The sequence below is a fragment of the Legionella sp. PC1000 genome, from assembly GCF_014109805.1.
Lineage (GTDB): Bacteria > Pseudomonadota > Gammaproteobacteria > Legionellales > Legionellaceae > Legionella > Legionella resiliens.
The window spans coordinates 2,112,740-2,139,552 of the sequence record NZ_CP059400.1; the positions used below are offsets into that span (position 1 = coordinate 2,112,740).

Genomic DNA, 26,813 nt, shown 5'->3' on the forward strand with positions numbered 1-26,813 from the left:
TATTTCAACTGAAATAATGACTTAAATGGTAAGCATTGTCTCGTGATCATGTTCTTGGCGTTCATCTGTAACTGTTCCATCTTCTTGTATGAAACGTAGATCGTGTTGCGGCGATTGCGTTTGGGTAAACGGGTTATTTTCTGCATCCCATAAGGGGAACGCGGTCATGTCATTAAAATAGCAAAGCGTGTATTCTGCAATTTCCAATGGAAATTTAATTTTTCCAATTATTTTATTGAGTTCTTTGGTAATTTCTGCCTGCAATTGTTCTGAAATTTCTATGTATGGTGCTCTCTTGAAACGTGAATAAGCTAATGTAATATGGAAAATTTTAGGTATTGTTTCTTCGATATTTAAAAATGTGGCTATTTTCTTAATTTGTGCTTCTTGTTCTTTTGGTAAAGATAAAGTGAGTGAAATGGTTCTGCCAATGCTGACTTCCATTTTTTCAATTGAAGGACAAAGAGGGTTTTTCTGTAGTGCTTGCTGGATTCTTTTATAGTGAGGCAAATTATTAGTTATAAATTGACTCCATGAGCTTCCTATTTGTTGTTCTGTTTCCAGGCTCATTGTAGTCATGTGATAACTTTTTGCGGGTAGGGGTAAAAAATGATGCACGATCAGTGGATTATTTACTAAGAATTGATATATCGTTTCACAAAACTCCTTTTGCTTGGGATAGCAGGCCGATATTACTGTAACTCCCGGAAATGGCGCATACTTGCCATGCGCATCAACCTTGCTTAATTGTTTGGCGAGCATCTTTTCATTTTTTAATGTAAACATTTTTATAAGCCAAGAGAGCATAAAGTAAACAAAGAATACCATGAGTTAATCGTGATGCAAAAGAAGCGGCTTATTTAATCTATAATGACTATATATGAAGGATACTTGGCTATTAGTTTTTCTTGCTAATTTAGAAGGCCAGGATAAGCGAGCTATTATGAAAGCCAAAAAAATTGAAACCTCCCACCTGTTAGAGCAGAAAAGACTCGATGCACTTCAATCATTGAAAATTATGGATACAGATCCTGAAGAAAGCTACGAGCGATTGGTGCGGCTTGCGATTGATTTATTTAATATTCCCATTTGCTTTATCTCTTTTCTTAATGAAGAAAGACAATGGTTCAAAGCGCTTCATGGCTTAAATTTAAAACAAATACCACGACGAATTTCTTTTTGTAATGAGACAATAAAAAAGGATGATCCCTTAATCATTAATGACTTGCTTCATGATAAACGATTTGCAAATAGTCCTTTCGTACAACAAGATCCATATCTTCGGTTTTATGCGGGCGTTCCTTTGACTGATCCCCAGGGCTATAATGTAGGTACCTTTTGCTTGGCTGATACCTCTCCAAAAGAGCTTGATTCAAGACAACTAGAACTTTTATTAAGCTTGGCCAATATAATCAAAGATGAGTTAACCCTACGAAAGACCAATCTTGTATTGAAAAAAGTAAAAAAACAACTTGAAACACGTAATAAGTTAATTCATAAGATATTTAGCTTTTATATGTCTGATGAAGTAGTCAATACAATTCTTGAGTCCCCTCATCATCAAAAATTAGGCGGATATGAAAATAAAATAACCATTATGTTTAGTGACTTAAGAAATTTTACGCCTTTATCTGAATCAATTCCTGGTGAAACTCTTGTTTCGCTTCTAAACTCTTATTTCAGTAAAATGGTTCCTGTAATCGAAAAGCATCAAGGCGTTGTTGATGCATATATTGGCGATGCCATCATGGCTATTTTTGGTGCGCCATATTCCTCTGGAAATGACTCACTTCGTGCAGTAGCTTGTGCTTTGGAAATGCAAAAGGTATTAAAAAAACTGAATCATACCAACAGTAAAATACATTTACCGCATATCGAGATGGGCGTAGGGCTTAATACAGGCTTGGCTGTAGTTGGGAATATTGGCTCCAGGAAGCGAATGCAATATAGTGCAATAGGAGCGCCAGTGAATTTATCATCACGAATTCAAGATCTAAGTCTTGGAGGACAGATACTGATTTCCGAATCCACTTATCAGGAAGTTGCAAAAGACATCGAGGTTAACGGACATCTTCGGGTAAAGGTTAAAGGAGTTCAGTCACCCATTACTATTTATGATGTTGCACGATTAAAGTCGAATAATGAAAAGGCACTTTAATGCAGTGTGTTCCTAATATTCTAAAAATTAACTTAGCGCATGGTAAGTTCTTTTACTGAGTCAAAATAGCCTGATTTTCGAGTACCCAAGCACAGCATGCAGCATACCCATAGTAGAAATGGAAACAGCCCTAAATTTTAGGCCTGTTATTTTCCATTTCATCAGATAAACCATTCGGAGTCACTCCCCAAGGTTTTGTCTTTGAGGATTTGACAGGCAATCCACCCTTATTTAACGTTTCAGTAACAAATGAAGTACAATTATGTACCTCATGGTTATTTGTTTTTTTCTCAGATGCCCTTCGATGCATTTCGATATCAATGGGGTCTTGGGCGATAAATGCGGAACTGTCTTTCAAAAGTCCAAGGAGATTCACATTTGGAAATAACTGATAACCCATCTTACCCGTTTTTACTTTTTTATGAGCTTGCTCAATGTGCTTATGCATTTCGGATGCGTTCAGATTTTTATAATGATAAACATGATCAGGGGGTAGGGGACCTGTATCTTTAGGTATTATCTTTATTGGTTCACCTATATCAGTAACAGAAATAGGCGCTGCAGCACCTAATGTTTGCATGTCTTCAGATAAATTGGTAGCAATGTGTGCTGGTAAGGGTAATACTGAGGTTAATCCTGTGGATGGAATTTTATCGGGATGAATGCTTGCATATTCCCCCGGATCCTCGTTTTTCATTTTTGGCTTAGATCCACCTACTTGTATCGCTGCGTGACCCACTTTCTCAGAGGTCATATTCCAAATAAATACCCAAGTATCTTTTCCGGTTTCAGGGGATTTTTTTTCTTGTAAATCAGGAGTATCAAGATTGGGAGTTGAATTTGAAGCGGTAGGAGTAATTCCGTTATTTTTTTTAGATTTTAAAAATGAAAACATATCAATCCTTTTACTTTGAGAAATTACTTATACAGCATATAGATTATAACAAGCTATTAATTTTTTAATCAAACAATGGATTGTACGCCATATCTAATCTTATTAAATACAACGTACACCCTGTGATTTTTATAACTTAATCTCAAGTTTCTTCGCAAAGTCCACTTTATCTACTTTTTGGAAACCATTTTTTTCTAGCTCAGAAGTAAAAAAAGATGGTATCTTGGGATTCTTAAAATCAACAAATCCGCCTTTCTTCACTACAAGTGAAACTGAACTTGAGCAGTTATCTAGTCGTACTTTTTCAAATTTTGGATGATCATCATCAAATACAGGGACACCACACATATCTTCTGGGGCAAGAGACCCACTGGTTTTCAAATGTTTTTCTGTAATTAACTGCGCACCTTTACACCCGTTAGCCAGTCTATTCAAGCCTTTTGCTATTGGATTTGATTTGCCAAAAACAGAGTAGGCGCGTTGACCAGTCTCTACTTGCTGATGAAATTCTTGTTGTCCTTTTTTTGCACTTTTATATTGTTCTTTAGATACAGAGGCCACTAAAACATGGTCGGCTTCTTGTATGTCTTGTACATGATCTGGTGCTAATTGTCCTTTAACAGGTACAGAGCCCAAAGTTAATCCATTGATCACACTTCCAAAGGGGCCTGGAAAAAAACTTGTGTGAGAAATAGTAGTTGAATTACCTTTTTTCTTAATAAGTAGGGCTGATACATGCCCAGGTCCGTTTTCTTGATTTGTATCTTTTACACAAACACTAATTTGATATTCTACTTCTTTTTTACACGGTTCTTTTTTAGACGGTTCGCTTTTAGATTGCATCTTATAACCTCATATTTTAGACAGCATACGAGGCATCCATACCCTGTTTATCAAATTCACTTTGATTGATAGTATAAAGATCAAACATTAACAAAATATTAAACTTTGTGCAAATTCTGAACAATGGTGAAACGTAAAATGAATTCTATTATTCTGCTCATTAATTTTGCTATGATTAGCTATCTATCTAGAGGCGTGAATTTAGGAGTAAAAAATGCATTCTGAGATGCTATCAAATAAAGAAATTACCAAAGTGAGTTATGAAGCAACAGCTGAAGTGTTTGCGCATCGTGTGGCGGAACTTGCTCCTCTTGCATCCATAGAAAAGTTTATTGAGTTACTGCCGCCTCATCCGCACATTATTGATATAGGCTGTGGTTCTGGAAGAGATGCAGTTCTTTTTACAAATAAAGGTGCACGTGTTTTGGGAATTGATTATTGTGAAAACTTACTTGAGATTGCCAAACGTACTGCACCTTGTGCAGAGTTCCACCTAATGGATATTGAATCAATTACTTTACCTTCATTATCTTTTGATGGTGCATGGGCTGCCTGCTCATTGGGACATATTGCCAAAAAATCTTTCCCTAAGGTACTCGATAAAATTCATTTTATTTTAAAGGAAAAAGGCTGTTTCTATCTTACTATTAAAAAAGGCGAAGGTGAGGTACTAGAAAAAGATACTCGTTATGAGGGGGATTTTAAGAAATTTTTATCACTCTATGAGGAAGAGGAGTTAAAGGAAGTGCTCAGTGATGCATGTTTTAATATACTTGAATTTACAGGGGTATTGAAAAAGAACGCATATCAATCGCATGATGCCTTTAGAGTCTTTTGTCAAAAAGCTTAAGATCCATTCTATATCTTTTTTAATAAAGGGAGTTTGGTTTGCCCAAGGAACGCAGCAGAAAAATATTTTCAACATATTTTTTTAGAGGTACTTTAGGTAAAAGTACATGATTTAGAACTGGAAAAAGCATTTATCTATAAATGCACTTTCGCTATATAAAGAATTTGATGCGTACCACGTGAATTAAGATTTGCTTTGCATCCATGCAGGTCCAACCTTTAATGCGTTTTACTTTGTACAAGCATTTTATTAGTAAATGCAATTGCCAAAGCTGAAATGAGCAAGGTCAAATGAATTATTACTTGCCACATTACAGAAAAGTTACTGAGTTTATTTGGATCAATAAATGTTCTTAACAAGTGAATCGAGGATATTCCAATTAATGAAAGAGCAAGTTTCACTTTCATAGCGCCCGCATCAAGATGATCAAGCCATTCAGGTTGATCTGGATGGGAGTCCAGAGCAAGAGGAGAGATAAAAGTTTCATATCCTCCCATAACTACCATAATCAGAAGATTTGCAATCATAACCACATCAATCAGATCGAGCACACCTAACATGATGAGCGTATCATTAATCTTGTTGAGATGAATTACCAGCTCAAACAGTTCATGAATAAAGCGATAAACATAAACAGCCAGTATTAAAATAAGGCCAAAATAGAGCGGAAGCTGCAGCCATCTTCCCATAAAGATTAACCTACTAATGCCTTTTTTTAAATTATTCATGAAATACACCATTCTAATAGAAACAATTCTTATCTGGCCACATCAAACGATTTGTGTGCGTTATTTACGGAAGTGCTAAATCTAAACAGATCCATTTATAAATGCAATTAAATCCGCTAAAGTTTTTATTATTGCTACCATTTTTTAGGCGCTTTGATTCCGATTTTTATAAAAAATAGCATGGCCTTGGAGATAGAACAGAGTTTTTACCGTTATCTGAATGCCACAACGACTCTGGTACTGAATATTAGACACGTCTCTGAAAAGCAGCCAGCTCTTATCTAACGTTCCGTCTCTCACTACTTTTTCGCGGGGTTGTGTGATCCAGAAACTCTTCGCTAAAATAATGAACCCCGGGGACAAGCCGTGGGGCGTAGACGAAGAGATGCCCAAGAAACAGTTGCTTGCAATCAAGCATCATTTGCTAAACTGATACTGAAAGTATTATGGTGTTTCAGTAACTGTAATTTCTGAGGGAACACCTTGTGCTTTCGTATTCGGATTGTACATGGCTTCTGCATAAGCTGGTGGAACAATGTATTTTCCTATATTTACTGCTTTGATTTTATAAACTATTTCTTTGGCAGCAGACTCAACCCCACCAAAGAAATTGACTCTATCCTCGCGCACATCGACAAAATCCATTGTATTATTTTTTACAGAGTCGTTTACCACTTCAAAACCACCAGGCAATAGATCTTCAATAGCAATATTCGATAAATAATCACTACCTAATGCACGAATTTGAATATGTACTTCAATTTCACTACCCAAGGTTGTTGAATGAATCACATTTCCTTTCGCATCTTTATATTCTCGGAAGATTTCTAATCCTTGTTTTAATGGAGCTTTTGCACTTGTGCGATTAAAACCTGATTGCATAAGTTGATAGAAAAATGTTTTTTTATCAGGATTGTTAAAGCGTATTTTTTGGACATCAGGATCAATATCAGTTTTTTGGTAGTTTGGATTTGTAGAAGGGACATTGATTTCCTTATTATTGGCCATGATTTTTGTCATTGACAAAGCTGATGTTGACTCACTGGGCAGATTCGGATGATATGCTCCTAAAGCCAAGCTAGTAAATCCGGATAACACGGTATTGATTTCATTATCATTGATAGCCTGAATTAAGCGCTTCAGCAGTTCATCACCTACCTGTGGCAACAAATTAGGGAAATGTTTGGCGACAAGATATAAGTACTGAGCATCAGCAATCGCACTACTATAAAAATCAGTGACATAAGCCTGCTTATTTTGTGGCTTGTACAAACCAATTAATTGATTTGCTTCATCATGACTTTGTAGTAACTGATAGGAAGCAGCAATATACGCTGTGGTAATGTCTGTTTGCCATACTTTTGTTTTATCTTTTTCCAGGTACAATTGCAGGTTCGCCAGATAATTGGTTGTTACTACTTCATTGCGGGTTAAAATATAAATGGCATAAGCTTGAACTCTTGCTGCATCCATATCCGCTACATTTTGACCTGCTAAGGTTTTAAGATAGTTAATACCATTAAAGAACAGATCACTAGGGACATTAAACCCTTGGTTTTTCGCCTCGGTCAGGAAATGCATTGCATAAACCGATGCAAAATCATTAGCCTGATTATCACTTAGCCCTGGCCAATAACTAAATCCGCCATTAGACATTTGCCGTTGACTCAGCATTTGAATTGCAGCATTTACTTTTTCATGAACTTGTTTCGTTTCTTCACCAAAACCAGTTTGATTGTTCATTGCCAACAAGGGGAGGGCTTTACTTGTTAATTGTTCGGTACAACCGTAAGGATAATTATCCAGATAACGTTGTAAACCAAATACCAGAATCATCGGGCTAGTAGAAAGAGTTGCTGTTACTTTACGATACTCTGGATAGAATGTTTGCATAATATCTAAAGTTTTTTGAGCTTCTGCTGATTTGCCACTATTGATGTAGGTGCTAAGAGGTGTAGCGGGCCTGACACTGAGTGTCGCACTCATTGTACTGGCTTTATCTCCTAAACTGGCTTTAAAGTTTAACTTGGCTGCCCCTAAGAGTGATTTGGCTTTTAATTTAAAATGAACTGTTTGTTCGTGGCCTTCAGCAATTTCCAGCGCTTGGGTTGGTGAGCCGATAATTTCGATTTCAGGAGAAGCTTTTAAATGTATATTAATCAGTGCATTCTCCCCAGAACCTTTAATGTTATTTGCTACAGATGCAGATATTTGAAATTCATCACCTGGCGCAACAAATGTTGGAACATTGGGATTAATAATGAAATCACCACGAATTTCAGCAGATGCTTCACGCGAACCTACTGAATCAGGTGATACTGCTACTGCCATGACACGCAATGTTCCATTAAAGTAATCAGGAACTTGATATACTAATTGACGATTGTTTGAATCGGTATCAATAATTCCAGACCAATAAGCTACGGGTAATTCAGTTTTTCGTTTAAAAGGATTAAGCCGACTTGCCATTCCTTCTTCACCGCCATCTCCTCCAATCGCAGAAAGCTCCCGGTCTTGAATAAATTTCGGCATGATTTGATCTACAGTTTGTTGAGTCAAAACCTCAAGAGCATGCTTTTGGAAGAAGAAAGATAAAGGATCTGGGGTTTCATAGCGTGCAACTTGTAGAATGCCTTCATCCACTGCAAAGACAATAATTTTGCCGGGCTTATCCGTATGATAATCTATAGTGAACGGTTCGCCTGGACGTGAGACTGCTGCGGTTTGCAGATCAATTTTTATGTTATGGTTCTCATGGTTGACAGTAAATGGAGCAACACTATAACTGAGTGGACTTATGAAGATTTCAGGGGAGCTCCAATCGCGTATAAAGGCGACATTGATGTATCCATCCCCTTGAAAATCAGCAGGTATATGAATGGTTTGTACCGAATTAGTTGTCTCTGTTTTAAACCATTGTGATGCATAAACCTTATCACGTTCTATTGTGATTAAACCTGAGCCGGTATAGGGAGCAGTAATTTGTATTTCGATATCCTCATTAGCCTGGTATTCAGTTTTATTGAGTTTAATCGATAATTCAGCGTTCTTAGCTAAAGGTTGTTGGCTTGCACCTACGACACTGAATTTTAACTGATTCAGTACTGTATTATCTTTCCCAAGGATGCTTAATGAAAAATCACCAATTTGGTCTGTGGGCAAAGTGTAATCAGTTCCTTGCTCCGAAATACTCAATGGGGTGGTGCTAACTATTGTAGATTGAATAACTGATTGATATTGATAAGTACCATCAGCTTTTTTAACTAGAGTTGTGACTGGATGTAATGAAACCAGCTGGATCTTTAATTCCTCTACTTTTTCTTTATTCAATTCAGGATTAATAGCAATATAATTAACACTTCTGGCACTGTTTTGCTTAATAAATGATAAGTCACCATCAGGTTTGTATCCTACAAAAAAGGGTAGAGGACTGATCAAGGTTTTGGTTTGAGTTGTTACACTACGACCGCCTTCAGACTCAAAACCCTCAGCAAAAAATGTTAGTTGATAAGTTGCCTGTTCAAAACGGTGAAGATTTAAATCAAACTCTGCCTCGCCATTATCATTTGTTACAGCATCATTAAGTGTTTCAGTGAACACTTTGGGTGGTTTTTTGGGATCCAACAAAGGGTCAACAAAGCTATAGTCAGGATATTTATCGAATTCAACTTTTTGTGGTGCTAACAGGATTTTAGCGCTAACTTTTCTATCGGCAGCAGGAGCCCCATATAAATTCCAGAGATTTACTTCACCTTTTAACCCAGACGGTGAGCTCCAGCCAGCAGATGGCTTTGGTGACAGGCTGCTCGTGATTCGCATCCTATCTGGTAAAAACTCAGAAACGCGAATCGTAGTAGAACCCAGAAAGTTTTGAGGGTATCCATCTTTTACTAAATACAAATTAATCATGTACTGACCAGTAGGAGAATTGGCGCTTGTTGTGAAATCAAGGTCCATGTAGCCGAGATCATTGAGCGTAATTTTTTCGTCTTTAATTGTTGTTCCTCTTGAATCAACTACAGTTACCTGCAGAGGTAATCCTCCTGGTTGTGGCTGGGCATAAGCTTGCTTGACTATCATACCGACATGAACGGCATCTCCTGGTCTGTAAATTCCTCTATCTGAGAAAAGATACGCGCTTAAACTATGTAATTCTTGATTGGTAGTATAAAGACCACCAATGTCAAACTTAGAGAAATTTAATTGTCGATTGGCATTGTTGAAGGGAATAAATGAAACGTCATTATTCAATTGGGCCAAATACACAGTAGGCTCTCTATCGTCAACAAAGTCTTTTAAAGGCGGGAAACTAACACGCCCTTGGGCATCACTGGTACGTGATAAAATGGGCAACCCATTTTTACCTAAAACAGTTACTATTGTATTTGCAACTGGAGTTCCTTGGGTTATGGAATTTACGAATACATCGTGGCTACCGTCTTGATTATCTTTTACTAACAAAGCCAGATCAGTAATCAATATCATACGGCTTGCTTTTACATCCAATGCAGTTTTGTTCGGGACATCCCAGCCAGTAGCTTGTAATAAAAATAATCCTTGCGGGCCAAGAGTATTCGTATTCATGGTCAGATACTTGCTGAAATCAAGTGCAGTATATTGCTGCTTTGCTAAATCCGAAATATCAAACTCTTGAATCTCTGAAGAGATTTGGCTGATATTTTGTTGATTAAATGTGGGATTAATAAAATAGGGATTATTAAAATCACCTTGGGTTTGAGTTATTAATTGGTTGATATTTTCAGGCAACACGCGCGCGAAATCGAACTTCACTGCCGGGACGCCTCGAACCAGTACAGAAAGCTTTTTCTCACCGCTTAAAGCAAGCAGCGAACCTTTATGTAAGAACCCGATCTCTCTAGGTATCGCTGGGACAGGAATCACTGCTGCATAATCATTCCCTAAAGTAAAATCGCCAAAGCCTTGCAATCCTTTATCAATTTTAATGTATAGATATCGAGGAGTGTCAGCTTTAAATTTAAAGCTGTGCAGTGTGGAATAATTTTGCTCAGTGGGAATGGCTTCTTTTGTCAAGGGTGAGGCTAGAGAAAGGACTGTTTGGGTCACTTCTCCTGGATTTTGCCATTGATAATTTTCTTTGGCAGCTTCAGCTACAGTTGCTGGGCGATCTTTGGGCAATAAAAAAACATGTACTGACCTATTAAATTCATTCTCTTTTATTCCCAGCGAAGTTTCGACAGTAAGGACTTGCTCAGGCCTATCTCTATCATTGCGAACAATTGCGGCAGAAGCAGAAATCACTTTAAGAAAATCCTGCGCACTAGGGATCAACAGATTTTTTGATAATTCGTGTTGCAAATGGTTAGAATCCGTAGATGAAGTAACGTTTTTGTCTAAGGTTAAACGTAAATAACGGGCTACATCGTTTATTTTTACTGTTTCAGAATTCAGGTAAGCAACACGTTTATTTTTATCATAAGTAAACGTAATTGGAAGTTTTTCACCCGCTGAACCCGATTTTGTTTGATATGCTAACGAGGTGTTTTTTTCCAAGCTTTTAGGATTAACTGGATAATTAAACTCTACTGTGGCTACGGCATTTCTTATTTCAGCATGGACTGGATCTTGATAAAGCTTAAATTCAGTGATTTTTCCAATAAAAGGATGGGTGGAAAAAGAATATACATTGCTTTCCATATTTGCACTGGGGGCAAAGAACTCAGGAGCAAAATGAATTGTAAATTTTTGTCCTGCAGGCCAATCTTCTGAAGGTGTAAAGACTAATTGGCTGTCGGAATTCCACGTCCATGTCCCAGGCATTTCAGGAGTCATTTCTATGCCTTCAGTTATGGTTTTCCCGACTTGGCTCAGTGGGGCGACTGATTGATTGATAAAGCCGTTATTTTTTATCCCAAAATCAATAATTAAATTGTTAGGAACTAATTGTTCTTCAGTATTCGGTGTTATATCTGGAACTGTAATTTGGGCAGTGGTATAAATTGGTTTTGGTAAATTTTTATACCAATAGACAGAATAGCCTGCGGCAATTAAAATGAGAAAGATGAAAAGACCGCTTCCCCAAAACATTTTGGGAGACGATTTTGATTTAGTGCATAAGTAATTCACCCATGGCGGACTACGCCAATTTAATTTGCCAAATACAGATGAAAATGCTTTGAGTAATAAAGAGAGCGGGTTTTTAGTCATCATTTATCTCAGATGGTGAATTGGGAGAAAATTTTTTGCGTATATTTTATTCTATTTAGTGCATAATAGCGACTATGAACAAAATATTTAAAAAACTAAGCATAATTCTTATTACACTCCTTGTCAGTGCCTATTTAATATTATTTTTTTTACCCAAACCTATATTATTAGAAGGGACAAGCTTTTCTAAAGCGGTTTACGATGAGCATCATAAGCTTTTAAGGTTGACATTAAGCAAGGATGAGAAATATCGACTATTTACTCCTCTATCGCAGATATCTAAGCAGCTTATTGAAGCAACTTTATTACAAGAAGATCAATACTTTTATTGGCATTATGGTATTAATCCTTGGGCAACACTAAAAGCAGTATGGCAAACTTATGGAGCACAATCACGGAGAATAGGTGCCTCAACAATTACCATGCAAGTTGCCCGGATGCGCTATGGAATGAATTCAAAAAAAATATCAGGGAAGTTATTACAAATTATTCGTGCCATACAAATTGAAATGCACTACAGCAAAAAGGAAATTTTGGAAGCCTATCTAAATTTGGCACCTTATGGCGGAAATGTTGAAGGCGTAGGGGCTGCAAGTTTGGTTTATTTTGGTACATCTGTAAATAAAATTACGCTGCCACAATCTTTGACGTTAAGCATCATTCCGCAAAATCCTGGTAAAAGAACTCCTAATAATAAAGAATTAAAAAAAATTAGGGAGCACTTATTAGGAAGATGGTTAAATAAACATCCAGAAGACTTCAATAAAAAAGGCATGTTTGCTTTACCTTTGGTAATGCAAAATACGCATATGCTTCCTTTTGATGCACCACATTTTACAAACGAAATTTTGTCTGATTCAAAAACGAAAAAGCAAAGCATTGATACAACATTGGATTCTCGTATCCAAATAATTATTGAGCGGATTACACATCATTATCTCGCTAGAAAAAAAGGCATAGGAGTAAATAATGCAGCTGTTTTACTCATAGATACTCGAGATATGGGCATTAAAGGAATGTTAGGATCGGCCGATTTTTTCAATCAAAATATTAGTGGACAAATTAATGGCTCAGAAACGAAACGCTCGCCTGGCTCTACATTGAAGCCATTTATCTATGGACTGGCATTGGATCAAGGGTTAATTCACCCTGATACTGTTTTAAAAGATGTCCCTCATGGTTTTAATGGTTATAACCCGGAGAATTTTGATTATGAGTTTATGGGGCCCATTAAAGCCAGAGATGCTCTAGTCTTGAGCCGGAATATTCCCGCAATTTATCTTGCCAGCCAATTAACTAATCCAACATTGCATCAGTTATTGGAAAAGGCTCAAATCAGTCAATTACGATCTGAGTCGTATTATGGATTGTCATTGAGTTTGGGAGGTGTGGAATTAACAATGAAGGAGCTTGTTGGTCTATACGCCATGTTAGCTAATGATGGGATTTGGTATCCTATTCGAACATTAAAAAATGAAATAAAACCTAAAGGTATTCGTTTGCTAAGTCCAGAGGCAAGCTATCTTGTATTAGATATGCTAAAAAATACACCTCGCCTGGATGATGTTTCCAAAGCATGGTCTCGTTTGCCAGTGGCTTGGAAAACTGGAACTTCATCAGGTTATCGTGATGCATGGACAGTTGGAGTATTTGGTCCTTATGTATTATCAGTATGGATAGGAAATTTTGATAATAAAGCGAATCCTGCATTTATTGGCAAAGACATTGCTGCCCCCTTATTTTTTGAATTGGTTGACGCATTAAAACATGAGCGAGGTCCAATACATGCTTTAGAAAAACACCCTGAACAGATGAATCTGAAAAAAGTAGAGGTATGTAAAGCTTCCGGAATGTTGCCTACGCGTTATTGCCAGGATACTGAGTGGAGCTGGTTTATTCCTGGAAAATCCCCAATAACTGCCGATACAATTTACCGAGAAGTCGCTATTAATAGTAAAACAGGTTTACGAACGTGTCATATTGATGAAAATACACGTTTTGAAATTTTCGAGTTTTGGCCCTCCGATTTATTGAGCATTTTTAAGAAGGCCGGCATACAAAGGCATGTCCCACCATTTTATGAATCTGATTGCATCTTATCTGGCAATCCTGGTATTCATCCACATATTACTTCACCACAAAATGGTATAAGCTATATTGTTCGTGTTGATTCGCAACAAAATAATACCATTCCCCTTACTGCAGTGACTGACGCCGGTGTTGCTCATTTATACTGGTTTATCAATGAAACATTTATAGCAAAAACTAAAGCCGGTGAGCCTTATTTATGGAAAGCAAAGCCTGGAAAATTTGTTGTTAGAATCGTGGATGATCATGGTCAATCCGATGCACGGGATATTAATATTCAATTAGATAGTTGATTAAACCGTGGCTTAAATAGATAAAAGGTATATATTATTATAAAGAAATTTTATAGATGGTAGAACCTGGGTGTGGCAGAAACTGGGCAATGTAATGATTCGAATAGTTTCGGGTTATGCATTTGTTTCATACCAATAAGTAAAGAAATTAAGTGTCTTTCCTAAGCTAAGCGGTTGTTCCCGGTTCCAGTGGTTTCGTGGGATTCCTGGATTCCGCGCATGAAGCGCGGAACGTAGGAGAGAAGTCGATAGTCATTATGGCAGTGATATCACACTGCACCCAGGCTATATAAGACGCGATGTGCTAAGGAAAGCATTCATGAAAAAAATAAGAGTTCGTCATTGGTTACCCTTAACTATTCTGCTTGGATTATTGATCTTTTTTTTCAGCTTTCGACTCGATAAGTATTTAAGTTTTGAAGCATTAAAAGAAAATCGTGCCTTACTCGCTTCATGGACTACCAAACATTATTTTTTAGCTTCCTTCCTTTTTATTGCGTGTTATACATTGTCTGTTGCAATTTCTATACCTGGAGCGATTTATCTCACTTTGATTGGTGGTTTTTTATTTGGAGTGTTTTGGGGCACTATTTTTGTCGTCATAAGTGCCACAATAGGAGCCACGCTTATTTTTTTGGCTGTCCGTACCTCTTTAGGAGAGTGGTTGGCTCAAAGGGCATCAGGGTGGGTAGGCCGCATGCGGGAAGGATTTCAACACAATGCTTTTTCTTATTTACTTACTTTGCGTTTAATTCCTTTATTTCCTTTTTGGGTTGTTAATATTGTGCCTGCGCTTTTGGATGTCAATATTAAAACTTTTATAGGGGCAACACTGATCGGCATCATTCCTGGAACCGTAGTTTATGTAATGGTCGGCAATGGATTAAGTCATGTGTTTGCTGCAAATCAAACTCCTAACCTTCATATTATTTTTGAGCCGCAAATATTGGGATCTTTATTGGCATTGGCTGCTCTTTCTCTAATAGCACCGATCTATAAATTTTTTACTCATAGCCCTCGTAAACAGAAAAGTACCAACAAAAATAAGATAATAAACTATGATTTGACCATTATTGGCGGTGGGGCAGCTGGTTTGAGCCTTGCGTCGGGTTGTGCTCAATTGGGCCTCAAGGTTGCGTTACTTGAATCGAATAAAATGGGTGGGGATTGCTTGAATTATGGCTGTGTTCCATCCAAATCTTTATTGGCTGCAGCGAAAGCTTTTTATTATGCAAAGCACGCGGAATCTTTAGGAATAAAGGGTAAAGAGTTGACTATTAATTTTCATCAAGTAATGAACCACGTGCATCAAGTCATTGCCAATATTGCTGAACATGATTCTGTACAGCGTTTTGAAGCTTTGGGTGTAAAAGTAATACAAGATGCCGGGAAATTCTTGAGCATTAATACGTTACAAGTAGGAGATATAGTGATTCAAAGCAAGTACTTTGTAATTGCAACGGGATCTTCTCCCTTAATACCTCCTATTCCAGGATTGGATAAAGTGTCTTACCTTACTAACGAAACAATATTTTCTATAAAAGAAAAACCAAAACACTTAATTGTGGTTGGCGGCGGAGCAATCGGGTGTGAGTTAGCTCAGGCTTTTGCCATGCTCGAGTCTGAGGTGACGCTTTTAGAGGCATTAAAGATTCTTCCTAAAGATGATGCTGATTGTGTTGAGGTAGTCCGTAGCCAATTGGAGGCGATGAATATTGCCATTTATGAGCAAATTAAAGAATTGCAAATAAAATCTCATTCGAACTCCAAGATTACTGTATCTTTTAGCTATCAAAAGGAGCATATAGAAATTACTGGGAGCCATTTGCTGATCGCTACCGGACGCCAAGCTAATGTTGCCGACCTGGATTTGGATAAAGCTCAGATAAAATATACATCTAAAGGTATTGAAGTTAATAAGCGTTTGCAAACCACCAATAAAAAAATTTATGCTCTTGGAGATGTGATAGGGACCTATCAATTTACCCATATGGCAGAATACCAGGCTGGAATTGTTCTGCGTCATCTTGCATTCAAAATACCAGCTAAAGTTGATTATCGGGCAGTTCCCTGGGTTACTTATACCGAACCTGAATTAGCGCATGTAGGGATGCTTGCAGCGGATGCATTAAAACAGCCGGATCTTAAAATTACTGAATGGTCTTTTGTTGATAATGATCGTGCGCAAACAGAACGAAACATACAGGGTAAAATTAAAATTATTACCAATAAAAAGGCAAAAATTTTAGGTGTAACTATTGTAGGTCCTCATGCAGGAGAACTTATTTTACCTTGGGTTATGGCAATACGGGAACGAAAGACATTACGAACTTTTACAGATTCAATCATTCCATATCCTACATTAAGTGAAATAAGTAAACGGGTTGCTGGAGCATTTTACACTCCTAAATTATTTTCTAATAAAACACGAACATTAGTTCGATGGTTACAAAAATTGGGATAATTATGATTGAACAGTATGTAAGGAAGCATTATCAGCAAATATTGGTTGATCCAATAGCAAATCATTTGCAACATCATATAACTCCCAATCAAATTACTTTGCTATCAGGTTTATTAGGTATGCTGATTCTCCCGGCCTTAATCACTCATCAAGAAATTGTGGCAATTTGCTTACTGCTTTTATCTGGATATTGCGATACGTTAGATGGGACATTAGCACGTTTTAACCAGCAGTCATCAAATTGGGGATCGGTATTAGATATTATGATCGATCGATTAGTAGAATTTGTGGTTGTTTTAGCCTTATGGTTTGTTGCGCCTCAAGAGCGAGGATTCTGGTGTATGTTGATGTTAGGCAGCATGCTTTTATGCATCACCAGTTTTTTAGTAGTTGGTATTTTTACAGAGAATCAATCTCAAAAAAGTTTTCATTATAGTCCCGGTCTTATGGAGCGTGCTGAAGCGTTTTCTTTTTTTATTGCTATGATGATATGGCCCCATGCATTTATTTTTCTTGCTTGTTTATTTACTTTACTGGTGACGATAACCGCCATTATTCGTCTCGTGCAATTTTATAATCAGCAACAAATAATACGAGTAGATAGAAAATCATGAGGCAGAAGCTAGTGCAAAAGAATACGGATAAATAGCCTAAAATTGGCTAATTTTTTTTCCCCATGCACTACCAAGCTTCACCAAAAGGACGAATCTCTACTTCAAATGACCAAGTAGAAGGAGCTTGTTGTGTTAACCAAAATACCGTATCTGCAACATCATCTGATTTAACAAAAAAACTATCAGGTTTATTTGGCATATATTCTCTGGCCTTAGGCAGATCAACAATACCGTCAATAATAACCAGAGCAACATGAATTCCCATGGGGCCTAAATATTTAGCCATTGATTCTGCAAGACTTCGCTGTGCTGCTTTAGCTGGTGCAAATGCTGCAGTTTTAACCGCTCCACGTTTTGACGCAGTTGCACCAATGATAATCAGTTTGCCGCGGCCATTTTGCTTCATTTTTGGGATGACACACTGACTCACGAGCAGTAACCCTAATGCATTAACACGCCAACTTGCTTCAAAATCTTTGGGCTTAATTTCTTCTATATTGCCCCATAAGCCTAAGCCTGCGTTGTAGACGATGACATCGATTGCTCCTAAATCCTGTTGAATTTGCTTAAAAGTTTTCTCTACGGAATCACTATGGCCCACATCGCATTCGTAAGAGTATGCATTTCCCAGTTTATCTGCGAGCTCATTAGTAAAGGTTTTGGAACGTGCTAATAAAGCCAAGTGGTAACCTTCTTTGGAAAAACGAGATGCGAACGCAGCACCGTTTCCTGGCCCAACTCCAACAATAACACATACTTTTTTTGTCACGTTTATCTCCCTAAAAATGTTGGGTAGTTTCTTTTATAGTAAATTTGAACAAAAAGTGTTTTACAATTGAAAATGTTGTGTACATAATTAATTCTTTTTTTTAAATTCAAAATGAAACGATTTTTTAAACCTGCTAAACAACGTATTACTTTTAATGAGTATATACAAAATACCTTAATCACAGCAAAGCGAATTATAGAGATTTCTCCAGGGAAACAGCGTTACACGAGTGCTCAATTTGAACTGGCACTTATTGGTTTTGCTGATCTTAAAACCTTAAAACAAGAAATGGATGATGATATTGAGGTAGAGTTCCCTAAATCATTAAAGCGTGATTGGCAGGCTGGCTTTGATTGGCTTGATCTTGCAGTACATTATGGTGATGAGGATGCAATTGAATATTTTAAGAATAATATGGAAAATGAGATCTTTTCTACTATTTATCAAAAATATAAAGAACATTGCCGTCCTGACTGTGCTTTACAATATCATGAAAATATAAGCAAAGATGAAAAACCGCAGGGTTAATATGTCAATGCCTATCAGAAGAAAGAACATCCTATTTCATACATCGAAATAGAGATATTGTAACTCGGGGAGGTTTGCAATTTTCCCCGAGTTACACTATTTCCCTCACCAGCAATTTAATAGGTAGTACTTGTATTATCAGTACCACTACCAGTGTTAGTGCCATTATTCAAATCTGTACTCGTACTGCTATTGGTGTTCATCCCGTTATTCATATTATTGTTGGTGCCGGTGTTCGTTCCCGTGCTAACCCCGGTGTTCGTTCCCGTGCTAACTCCGGTGTTCGTTCCCGTATTAGCCCCGGTGTTCGTTCCCGTGACACTGGTACTTGTTCCTGAACCGCCGGAAGATGAAACAATAGTGCTTATAGTGCTCAAAGCATAGACTGAAGAACAAGCAGCTGTTAAAAATAAAATTGATACTATTTTTTTCATGATTTTTCTCCTCAAAAAGTTAAAAATCATTTGTAACAAACCAATATGTAACATCAACAGCAAAGCTAAGAAATGAACTTATAATTTAATTCAATGGCTATTTAATAGGAATAGTCAAAAAAATAGCATATGCAAGCTTGAATAGATGTTTGAATAATTATCTATTTGAATTTTTTCGATATCTTTTTTTTACAACTTCTGATATTTCCCTGTATTAAAAACCATGTATGCTTCACCATGATTAGATAGTACTTTATCGCAAGGAAAAATATTTTTAATCACCGAACTATTGAGATTACTACCAAGCCATTCGATTGAGGAGTGTACTTCAGCTGAATCAAAACCAGAATGTATATGCTTTAAGTTCAGGGTAAATGTCTGAGTAAATGAAGCAGGGAGCTTATGAATTAACTGAGCCGGAGATTATTGCAAATAAAAATGAGCTTAATATGAGAAGTGGTGTGTGTATTGTTTGGAATAAAAACAGCGACACTTTCCTGATCAAGTTGCTTTGCTAAAATTGAAGCGATGAAAATGGTTTTTGGGAGAGACAGTTTCTGTAATGGCGAAACAAAAAAAATTTCGGCATTTTCTGCCGTAAACTGTTGGGTCCCTTGCATGATATATGTTCCAAGCGCATTTTTAAATTCGCCTAATTCCATATGCTGCTGTTGTAATATGCGAATGGCATTTTTTTGAGTTCATGCTGCACTTTACCGGTTAAGCGCTGATAAGCAGTTTTAATATCCATAATTTGGTTGTTGTTTGAATAGAAAAATTGAATGCTATTTGACTTGGTATAACCTGAGTAGCTATAGATGAAAAAACAGATTAAAACAAATAGACTCCATAGCTTCTGGGCTGTCATTGAACTCTCTCTTATCTTTTTCAGACGATTTAGATGGAGGTATTTTGAATAAAAACTAATTATACTGTATTTTCAGCATCATGGATTCTAAGGTTAAGCCCGGTCCAAAAGCACAACTAAAAATATGCTTCGCCTCATCCTGTCTATTTAACTTATTCCAAATATTTTTTAAAACAAATAATACTGTTGCCGAGGACATATTCCCATAGTTTCTTAATACATCGTAAGAATGTTGATTGTCTTGAGAGGTAATCTTTAAGGCTTTTTCACAGGCTTGTAGAATCTTGATACCACCTGGGTGAATTGCGTAATAATCTATATCATTAAAAGAATAATTAGATTGCTTTAACAGTTTTTCCGTAAACATCAAAATGCCAGATTCAATTGCTTCAGGTACGTATGAGCTTAATATGATGTCAAATCCATAGTCTGTAATGGTCCATGCCATATCCTGGCTGGTTTGTGGGACTAAATCACAATAAAAGGACTCTATATTAAAACATTTGGGTAAATTGGTTTGTCCCTGAATCAAGGCTGCTGCGGCTCCATCAGCAAAAATAGCGTTTGAAATGATATTCTCTATATTAAAGGTATCTTGAAAATGTATTGTACAAAGCTCGACGCATACTAAAAGTACATTGGAGTTGGGTTCTGTTTGACAAAATGCATCGGCTACTTTTAAACCATTAAATGCTCCATAGCAGCCCATAAAATTAATTGCCGTGCGTTTTACAGATGTGGATAGATTAAGTTTTTGTACAATTTCAATGTCAATTCCTGGAGCATACATCCCTGTACAACTGACTGTAATTAAATGAGTAATTTTTCTCCTGTCAAACTCAATACTATTTAAGCAATTTTCGATGGAAATTATGGCTAAATTAAGGGCATGATCCTTATATAAATTCATTCGTTGTGAGGTGGATGGAAAATTTTCATTTGGAGTATTAGGAAAAAATTCAAATTCTCCTGGTTGTTTACAATAGTCTGTTAATACACTATATCGGGTTTCAATTCCGGAGGATCTATAAATTCTTTTCAACACTTTTTTTTGTAGTACATCAAGATGAAATCCTATAGAAATAAGATCCGCGATCTCATCTTGTGTTCGCATAAATGGAGGGGTTGCTATTCCAATTGCAGTAATTTTTGATTGCATTTTTTCCCTTTTTTAAAATATCTCCTTCAATATAAACAAATTTGCTATCGCTTACGAATTTATTTAAAGCATTAAAGCATTAATTGCAATATTTAAGTATACAATGCAAAATAAAAATTTATTAATTATCAAAATGAAATGACCCAATTTAAAATACGATCAAAGGAAAAGGAAATCATTGATCTAGGTCCTGATTTTTATACACCCCAAGAATACACACAATCTCTAAAAAAATTATTTAAAATTAATAAGTTGATGGGTATTTTTAAAAGTACAGTCACCTTGCTTCAACAATTTCCCTCTAATTCAGTATTGACGGATGTTGGATGTGGCGGTGGCTTATTCTTACTAAATCTTAGTAAATATTACCCTAACATGCGTATGTTGGGGTTAGATATTTCTACAGAAGCGATTAAACTCGCAGAAAAAGAAGCACAGGAATGGCAACTAAAGAATGGAAGTACCTTGGTCGAGTTTCATTTGCAGCTGCAGCCAGAACTCGAAATCAATGAAAATATAGATATCATTTTGCTCAATTTGGTTTGTCACCATCTGGATGATGAGGAACTAATCACGCTCTTAATCAAAGCCCAAGAGACAACGCGTAAGGCTGTGATAATCAATGATCTGCACCGCAATTTTATTGCTTATTGGCTTTATAAAATGGTCAGCCCTTTATTTCGTAACCGACTTATCACCCATGATGGTTTGCTTTCGATTCAAAAGAGTTTTACCAGAAAAGAATTAGAGTTTTTATTGCAACAAGCACGCATTAAAAATTATCAAATCAAATGGCGCTTCCCATTTTGGTGGAGTATTCTTATTTTAAAATAGTATGGATTAAAACCTATGACTCTGGATGCGCTTATCATTGGAGGAGGGCCTTCCGGCGTAACTACTGCATTATTACTTGCTGAAGCAGGTTGGTCAGTTGGGCTGGTCGAAAAAAAAGAATTTCCTCGTAGAAAGGTCTGTGGTGAATTTATATCCGTTTCAAGCTTATCTCTACTGCAAAAACTTGGAATGGAAGAGTTCTATTTGACACATGGTGGTCCTGACATACAAAAAGTCGGCTTATACGCTGCAGATGTGAGATTAACTGCGAATATGCCACCATCTAAAACATCAAAAAATTTATGGGGAAGGGCGCTCGCCAGAGAGTATCTTGATACAGAACTTATGAATAAAGCCAAATTAAAGGGAGTCCATGTTTGGCAACCTTGTGAAGCACTGTCATTACATCGTTCTACAGAGGGATCATTTATCTGTTCTGTAAAAGAAAATAATAAAACAATAGAGATAATAGCTTCTCTGGTTGTAGTTGCAAATGGCTCATGGGAAAAACGAATTGGCCAATCTGAAGATAAAATACATAAGCCCTCTGATCTATTGGCATTTAAAGCACATTTTAAAAATTCCAATTTACCTATTAATCTGATGCCTTTACTGGCGTTCCCTGGTGGATATGGCGGAATGGTTCATAGTACGGAGCAAAAAGTAACGCTTTCGTGTTGCATTCGTCGTGATGTTTTGCATAATTTGCGCTTGAAAAATCCAGGTATACAAGCAGGGGAGACAGTTTATGAATACCTATTGGAGCAATGTCGCGGGGTTAGGGAAGTGCTTCGGTGTGCTGAGCGCGAGGGAAGCTGGCTGGCCGCGGGACCAATTAAACCTGGCATGCGTAACTGTTATCAGGATGGTGTTTTTTTCGTTGGTAATAGTGCCGGTGAAGCACATCCTATTGTAGCTGAAGGAATTAGTATGGCCATGCAATCTGCATGGTTACTTGCACACTGTTTCATTAAATTTAAACGGAACAATCTAAAAGGGATGAATTATTTTGATGATGCTGGTGCATATTATACGAAACAATGGCGTAAATATTTTAGCGGTCGTATCCATGCTGCTTCATTTTTTGCACAATTAGCCATGATGACCCCCCGGACTCGATTTTTATTGTTACCTATAATCAAACAATTTCCTAATATTTTAACCTTGGGTGCACGCTTCAGTGGTAAAATACAACAAGTCGTGCCAATTAATGAAGACTAAATTGATAGTGAAATGCTAAATATAAAAGGATACGATGTATAAAAATCCCTTTTTAAAGTTGCATTTTTTTAATTTTAGATTTGGAAATAAAATATTAGAAATGAGTAGTATTGATATAAATATTGAAACATTAATATTGGTTACTATTTGGGATCAACAACCTTGTATTTTTCAAGGTTGCTTTAAAATTTCCGCTCTTCATTCCCAGAGCGAACAGTACTTCATTTTTCGCAGCGAAGTAAGTTATTCACAACAAACGGACTTTATTGAACATGAATTTTATCCCGATAATTATCGTTTCACTCATTTTTACAATCCCGAGCAGAAGATTTGTCTGGATGAAGAAAACGAGTCACAGGAATTTGCTTTATACATATTAAACTACGCACTTTATGTAACGATAAAAGAAATGCTGATCAAAAATCCCCAAAAACAGCAATTGCTTTCGGTAGATGATACGTTTTTGGACTCTCTTATTGGAAAGATAAAACCTATTTTAAATAACGAGCCTCTGTGGAATGAATCAATGAAAGAGATAGGTTTTGCTGTGGCTATGGACTTTTGTCCAAAAGAAGAAATGGGCAAAACCGCGGTACAAACACTCTTGGCTGGTTTTGGTTATCAGGAATTTAAAGATAGAGAAATTCATTAAGCAAACTTGAGGTTAATTCAACATGCTCGTAGGTTGATATTTTGCTATCCAAATATCTGAACCACCTTACTTTGGGGTGTGACAAGCAATGGAATGCGCTTGCCGAAACTCTTTTTGAGAAATCGGCGTTTCGTCCCCGATGGCTTGTCTTTTAGTGGGCATTGTACTAACATTGGTGGCCTATAATTTTCCGCGTCTTTACTGCAGATGCTCTATGATTCCGCGTGTATTTTTATTTCGGATGACCAGTGAGGTGATTGCATTAACCAGTAGTCATTTTACATTTACTTAACTTAGTCAAGCGATTTACGATGACTTAAATATTACAGATAAGATAACAATGCAAAATTTGCCAATAGTAAACTCTATGCATACAAAGCATGTATGATTCTTTTAAATAAAAGGATTTTTAAATGAAAGGTACATTATATTTTTTATTAGCTTTATTACTGTCTGTTGCCCAAGCAGCTAATCCTCCATTTTCCAATGTAAAAAAAGTTGGCGACATTTTATATCTCTCTGGACAAACTGGAAGTGTAAAACCAGGTGAGCCTCCGCTAGTGGAAGGAGGAGTTGAACCTGAGACTCGTCAAGCAATGGAAAATATAAAACAAATATTGACGGCCAATTGTTCTTCTTTAAGCAATGTTTTTAAATGTACCGTAATGATGGCAGATATGAGTGAGTGGCCTATTATGAATGAAATCTATGCTTCTTATTTTGAGAATGGAGAGTACCCAGCCCGGAGTGCATTTGGTGCCACTGGACTCGCATTAAATGCACGTGTTGAGATTGAGTGTATGGCAACGGTATCTAAAAAATGTATTATGAAAAATAAGAAGCATAGCGGATAAATTTCACCTTGTATGATATTTGAACGTAAATCAAACAAAGATTCATCATATTCTCCTTATTTTCCCAAGGCCTTCATAACTTTGTTGACATCTTCCTCAATAATTTTATTGATTTCCGATTGGTTAACAGAAGGGTGGGGCGAGTGAATTCTTTAACTCAATTTTATACTTAATGGAAACTGCTCAGAAATTAATTTTTCTTCTTCCATATTTGTTGCCTTTTCAGCTAAAGCTAAAAAATCATAATTAATGTATTTAGAGTCAAGTTGCTGATAACCCTCTAGCAACATTCTTTTGACCGAGATAAAAAATTGATTGAACCACTCAGTAGTCACTTTATAGCTATTGTTCAAAATCTCGGATAATTTACGCTCAATTGTGGATTCCTCTAATCCAGCTATTTGTTGTTTAACAACAGATAAAAAATGAGCAATAAAGAACGCATGTTTTGCCGATATAGCTGGACAAAAGGCTCCTGTTTGAGGAGCTAAATCTTTATAAAAGATAGATGGAGAGCTATGAGTTTGCCAGAATGCAATCGGGAGAGGCCTAGAATAAGTAGCAGTATATTTGCTGAATTGGGCAGGGTCATGAGGACGACTTATAAACACTGAAAAATCGTGCCTTTCGTCACTACGATCTGCTTCAACACTTACGTGAAAATTAGGTGAAACTTTCATAAATCCTACGGTTGCAATATGCGACCGTCCCGAAAGGATGACGGGAAGTACGACTGGCTGAAATTGTTGATAACAGTCATAAGTAATTACCGAGTCAAAATCACCTTCTTTGGTATAGAGTCTTTTTAAGCAATTATTCAAGCAATCTAAAAATTGATTTTTTGAAGCAGGAGCAACTCCATGTGGTTGCCCCTCCATCTTAAAGTATAAATTTAATAAAAAATTCCAAAAAACATAGGAATCTTGCATGTAAGAATGATGACATAGGTTTTCATTTGAACGGCTTTCTCCAGGTATTTCTAAAAAAAGACTTATGAATTTTTGATAACGATTTGCTTCCACTGCCTTATGCAGTTCTGGTTCTAAGCTAGATTTAATCTTTAAATTCGTAAAAGGCAAAAATCCTAACAAAGTCATGCGGGTAGCGGTGTGTGGTTTATCGTTTACTTCCTGAGCCAGATTGATTCTGTGCTTTAGTAAAAGGTTAAGTGCATTTTGACTCTCTCGCCTTTTTCTGGGCCAGCTAATAGCACGCTCTCCTACACTAACTCCATCCTTCATAGAATTAACATCAGCTCCATTCGCGATGAGTAATTCCGCTATCATCGGATTACGGACATTTTCGAATAATAAAGAATTAGCTAATTCTGGTGTTCTCTTTAAAATAGGTCCCATTCTATTGATCAAATATATCGCGATCTCTTCCTGTTTATTCTTAAGTGCCTTTTTAATTATTTTTTCTAAGTCAGTAATGGCAGTTATATTTGTGTCCAGTTCATCCACTAATATTAAGCAAAATGCTTTATTAGGTTGAGATTTTTTGAGTTCATATAAAAGGATTGCAACCTCTCTCCTATCCTCTGGATAACATATTCTATATAGATCATATGGAAATGGTGAGGAAAGATTAGGAAAAATCCCCCATACAATATCGCTATTTTTTGTTAGCCAATGTTTATTCCTAACAATAAAATCTAATAATTCTTTTCTATATTGAGAGAGTTTACTTAGTCCTTTAAGAACCTCCTTGGGATAGATATTCAATAAACTGTCAATAGGAATATGGTCATTGCTAACGAGAAGCTCTTTTAACACGATTCTTAGGGAGGCTTGCGATGGCAAGGAAGAGAATCTTTCGATACAAAGTCGTAAAAAATTTTTGTCCTTATTTTGCTTAAAAATAGAGAAAATCTCGGATATGCTAACTTTAAATTGTTGTTGTTCAAGCCAGTAGATGAACTCCTTTTTGTCAAGATGATATGCGTTACAAAGCATTTTTAATTTTTGCTCAAAGGTTAGCTCTATTTGCTGTTTTTTTAATTCAGATAAAGCAGAGCTATCTTCTGCTTCTACTGCTTTTCTAAGTAGAGAATCCCATTTTTTCCTACTCTGAATAGCAGTTATTGTTATCGTCGAAAGAAAAGCCCCCGACGCTAATGGCCCTTCTAAAAGGTAAATTAACACAGCAATTAATAGAGCCAATAGAAGGATATTTTTATGACTTTGCAATGGGATGGGGTTAGAAGAAGGCATAGTATTAGTTAGTTTTTAAGAGCCAGGATTTTAACAAAATGAAATCAATTTGTATATATATAATATAATTTCGTCAAAGTAAGCCTGTATTCGCAAGCTTGGTCAACTATGAATAACCTCAAAGTATTTTTTACACTCAATTAATAGAGATTTTTGATGGTT

General features: G+C 36.6%; 19 protein-coding genes. 10 read left to right on the forward strand and 9 right to left on the reverse strand.

Going from position 1 to position 26,813, the window contains the following annotated elements; all coding sequences use genetic code 11:
* Positions 1-21: 21 nt before the first annotated feature.
* Positions 22-786, reverse strand: a complete 765-nt coding sequence (locus FOLKNPGA_RS09275) for a DUF1868 domain-containing protein (RefSeq protein WP_182349650.1) — start codon at positions 784-786, stop codon at positions 22-24.
* Between the two features lie 94 nt (positions 787-880).
* Between FOLKNPGA_RS09275 and FOLKNPGA_RS09280 the strand changes: the two genes are divergently transcribed.
* Positions 881-2,158: an adenylate/guanylate cyclase domain-containing protein gene (locus FOLKNPGA_RS09280; protein WP_232890982.1), complete on the forward strand. Its 1,278-nt coding sequence runs from the start codon at positions 881-883 to the stop codon at positions 2,156-2,158.
* A gap of 130 nt (positions 2,159-2,288) precedes the next feature.
* Here FOLKNPGA_RS09280 and FOLKNPGA_RS09285 read toward each other — a convergent pair whose 3' ends face one another.
* Together FOLKNPGA_RS09285 and FOLKNPGA_RS09290 are read right to left on the reverse strand one after the other, a co-directional pair.
* Positions 2,289-3,053 carry a hypothetical protein gene (locus tag FOLKNPGA_RS09285; protein ID WP_182349651.1) on the reverse strand — a complete coding sequence of 255 codons (765 nt, stop codon included), beginning with the start codon at positions 3,051-3,053 and terminating at the stop codon, positions 2,289-2,291.
* A 129-nt stretch (positions 3,054-3,182) separates the two neighbouring features.
* Positions 3,183-3,896, reverse strand: a complete 714-nt coding sequence (locus tag FOLKNPGA_RS09290) for a hypothetical protein (protein ID WP_182349652.1) — start codon at positions 3,894-3,896, stop codon at positions 3,183-3,185.
* Between the two features lie 214 nt (positions 3,897-4,110).
* Between FOLKNPGA_RS09290 and FOLKNPGA_RS09295 the strand changes: the two genes are divergently transcribed.
* Positions 4,111-4,746 carry a class I SAM-dependent methyltransferase gene (locus tag FOLKNPGA_RS09295; RefSeq protein WP_182349653.1) on the forward strand — a complete coding sequence of 212 codons (636 nt, stop codon included), beginning with the start codon at positions 4,111-4,113 and terminating at the stop codon, positions 4,744-4,746.
* Positions 4,747-4,964: 218 nt separating this feature from the next.
* On the opposite strand, the gene FOLKNPGA_RS09300 is transcribed toward FOLKNPGA_RS09295, so the two are convergent.
* Positions 4,965-5,474, reverse strand: a complete 510-nt coding sequence (locus FOLKNPGA_RS09300) for a TIGR00645 family protein (protein WP_182349654.1) — start codon at positions 5,472-5,474, stop codon at positions 4,965-4,967.
* Between the two features lie 444 nt (positions 5,475-5,918).
* Positions 5,919-11,660, reverse strand: coding sequence for an alpha-2-macroglobulin (locus tag FOLKNPGA_RS09305; RefSeq protein WP_182352816.1), 5,742 nt, complete (start codon positions 11,658-11,660; stop codon positions 5,919-5,921).
* Positions 11,661-11,734: 74 nt separating this feature from the next.
* Between FOLKNPGA_RS09305 and pbpC the strand changes: the two genes are divergently transcribed.
* The 3 genes from pbpC (at position 11,735) to FOLKNPGA_RS09320 (ending at position 17,119) form a co-directional block, all read left to right on the forward strand.
* Positions 11,735-14,041, forward strand: coding sequence for a penicillin-binding protein 1C (gene pbpC / locus FOLKNPGA_RS09310; RefSeq protein ID WP_182349655.1), 2,307 nt, complete (start codon positions 11,735-11,737; stop codon positions 14,039-14,041).
* A 319-nt stretch (positions 14,042-14,360) separates the two neighbouring features.
* A complete protein-coding gene (locus FOLKNPGA_RS09315) occupies positions 14,361-16,505 on the forward strand; it encodes an FAD-dependent oxidoreductase (protein ID WP_182349656.1) in 2,145 nt (714 codons plus the stop codon).
* Positions 16,506-16,507: 2 nt separating this feature from the next.
* Positions 16,508-17,119 carry a CDP-alcohol phosphatidyltransferase family protein gene (locus FOLKNPGA_RS09320; protein ID WP_182349657.1) on the forward strand — a complete coding sequence of 204 codons (612 nt, stop codon included), beginning with the start codon at positions 16,508-16,510 and terminating at the stop codon, positions 17,117-17,119.
* Positions 17,120-17,186: 67 nt separating this feature from the next.
* Here FOLKNPGA_RS09320 and FOLKNPGA_RS09325 read toward each other — a convergent pair whose 3' ends face one another.
* Positions 17,187-17,888, reverse strand: a complete 702-nt coding sequence (locus FOLKNPGA_RS09325) for an SDR family NAD(P)-dependent oxidoreductase (RefSeq protein ID WP_182349658.1) — start codon at positions 17,886-17,888, stop codon at positions 17,187-17,189.
* Positions 17,889-17,999: 111 nt separating this feature from the next.
* Here FOLKNPGA_RS09325 and FOLKNPGA_RS09330 point away from each other — a divergent pair, with 111 nt between their 5' ends.
* A complete protein-coding gene (locus FOLKNPGA_RS09330; RefSeq protein ID WP_182349659.1) occupies positions 18,000-18,416 on the forward strand; it encodes a hypothetical protein in 417 nt (138 codons plus the stop codon).
* 116 nt (positions 18,417-18,532) lie between these two features.
* On the opposite strand, the gene FOLKNPGA_RS09335 is transcribed toward FOLKNPGA_RS09330, so the two are convergent.
* Positions 18,533-18,850: a hypothetical protein gene (locus FOLKNPGA_RS09335; protein ID WP_182349660.1), complete on the reverse strand. Its 318-nt coding sequence runs from the start codon at positions 18,848-18,850 to the stop codon at positions 18,533-18,535.
* A 923-nt stretch (positions 18,851-19,773) separates the two neighbouring features.
* Positions 19,774-20,877 carry a type III polyketide synthase gene (locus FOLKNPGA_RS09340; RefSeq protein WP_182349661.1) on the reverse strand — a complete coding sequence of 368 codons (1,104 nt, stop codon included), beginning with the start codon at positions 20,875-20,877 and terminating at the stop codon, positions 19,774-19,776.
* A 138-nt stretch (positions 20,878-21,015) separates the two neighbouring features.
* Here FOLKNPGA_RS09340 and FOLKNPGA_RS09345 point away from each other — a divergent pair, with 138 nt between their 5' ends.
* The 4 genes from FOLKNPGA_RS09345 (at position 21,016) to FOLKNPGA_RS09360 (ending at position 24,438) form a co-directional block, all read left to right on the forward strand.
* A complete protein-coding gene (locus FOLKNPGA_RS09345) occupies positions 21,016-21,711 on the forward strand; it encodes a methyltransferase domain-containing protein (RefSeq protein ID WP_182349662.1) in 696 nt (231 codons plus the stop codon).
* A gap of 15 nt (positions 21,712-21,726) precedes the next feature.
* Positions 21,727-22,932: an NAD(P)/FAD-dependent oxidoreductase gene (locus FOLKNPGA_RS09350; protein ID WP_182349663.1), complete on the forward strand. Its 1,206-nt coding sequence runs from the start codon at positions 21,727-21,729 to the stop codon at positions 22,930-22,932.
* A 100-nt stretch (positions 22,933-23,032) separates the two neighbouring features.
* Positions 23,033-23,584 (forward strand): hypothetical protein, encoded by a 552-nt coding sequence (locus tag FOLKNPGA_RS09355; protein WP_182352817.1) that lies wholly within the window; start codon positions 23,033-23,035, stop codon positions 23,582-23,584.
* A gap of 413 nt (positions 23,585-23,997) precedes the next feature.
* A complete protein-coding gene (locus tag FOLKNPGA_RS09360; protein WP_182349664.1) occupies positions 23,998-24,438 on the forward strand; it encodes a RidA family protein in 441 nt (146 codons plus the stop codon).
* 152 nt (positions 24,439-24,590) lie between these two features.
* Here FOLKNPGA_RS09360 and FOLKNPGA_RS09365 read toward each other — a convergent pair whose 3' ends face one another.
* Positions 24,591-26,600, reverse strand: a complete 2,010-nt coding sequence (locus FOLKNPGA_RS09365) for a hypothetical protein (protein WP_182349665.1) — start codon at positions 26,598-26,600, stop codon at positions 24,591-24,593.
* Positions 26,601-26,813 lie beyond the last annotated feature (213 nt).

Coding starts and splice junctions, on each gene's coding strand:
- FOLKNPGA_RS09275 (WP_182349650.1), bottom strand. CDS start 786: ATGTTTACATTAAAAAATGAAAAGATGCTCGCCAAACAATTAAGCAAG.
- FOLKNPGA_RS09280 (WP_232890982.1), top strand. CDS start 881: ATGAAGGATACTTGGCTATTAGTTTTTCTTGCTAATTTAGAAGGCCAG.
- FOLKNPGA_RS09285 (WP_182349651.1), bottom strand. CDS start 3,053: ATGTTTTCATTTTTAAAATCTAAAAAAAATAACGGAATTACTCCTACC.
- FOLKNPGA_RS09290 (WP_182349652.1), bottom strand. CDS start 3,896: ATGCAATCTAAAAGCGAACCGTCTAAAAAAGAACCGTGTAAAAAAGAA.
- FOLKNPGA_RS09295 (WP_182349653.1), top strand. CDS start 4,111: ATGCATTCTGAGATGCTATCAAATAAAGAAATTACCAAAGTGAGTTAT.
- FOLKNPGA_RS09300 (WP_182349654.1), bottom strand. CDS start 5,474: ATGAATAATTTAAAAAAAGGCATTAGTAGGTTAATCTTTATGGGAAGA.
- FOLKNPGA_RS09305 (WP_182352816.1), bottom strand. CDS start 11,660: ATGACTAAAAACCCGCTCTCTTTATTACTCAAAGCATTTTCATCTGTA.
- pbpC (WP_182349655.1), top strand. CDS start 11,735: ATGAACAAAATATTTAAAAAACTAAGCATAATTCTTATTACACTCCTT.
- FOLKNPGA_RS09315 (WP_182349656.1), top strand. CDS start 14,361: ATGAAAAAAATAAGAGTTCGTCATTGGTTACCCTTAACTATTCTGCTT.
- FOLKNPGA_RS09320 (WP_182349657.1), top strand. CDS start 16,508: ATGATTGAACAGTATGTAAGGAAGCATTATCAGCAAATATTGGTTGAT.
- FOLKNPGA_RS09330 (WP_182349659.1), top strand. CDS start 18,000: ATGAAACGATTTTTTAAACCTGCTAAACAACGTATTACTTTTAATGAG.
- FOLKNPGA_RS09335 (WP_182349660.1), bottom strand. CDS start 18,850: ATGAAAAAAATAGTATCAATTTTATTTTTAACAGCTGCTTGTTCTTCA.
- FOLKNPGA_RS09340 (WP_182349661.1), bottom strand. CDS start 20,877: ATGCAATCAAAAATTACTGCAATTGGAATAGCAACCCCTCCATTTATG.
- FOLKNPGA_RS09345 (WP_182349662.1), top strand. CDS start 21,016: ATGACCCAATTTAAAATACGATCAAAGGAAAAGGAAATCATTGATCTA.
- FOLKNPGA_RS09350 (WP_182349663.1), top strand. CDS start 21,727: ATGACTCTGGATGCGCTTATCATTGGAGGAGGGCCTTCCGGCGTAACT.
- FOLKNPGA_RS09355 (WP_182352817.1), top strand. CDS start 23,033: ATGAGTAGTATTGATATAAATATTGAAACATTAATATTGGTTACTATT.
- FOLKNPGA_RS09360 (WP_182349664.1), top strand. CDS start 23,998: ATGAAAGGTACATTATATTTTTTATTAGCTTTATTACTGTCTGTTGCC.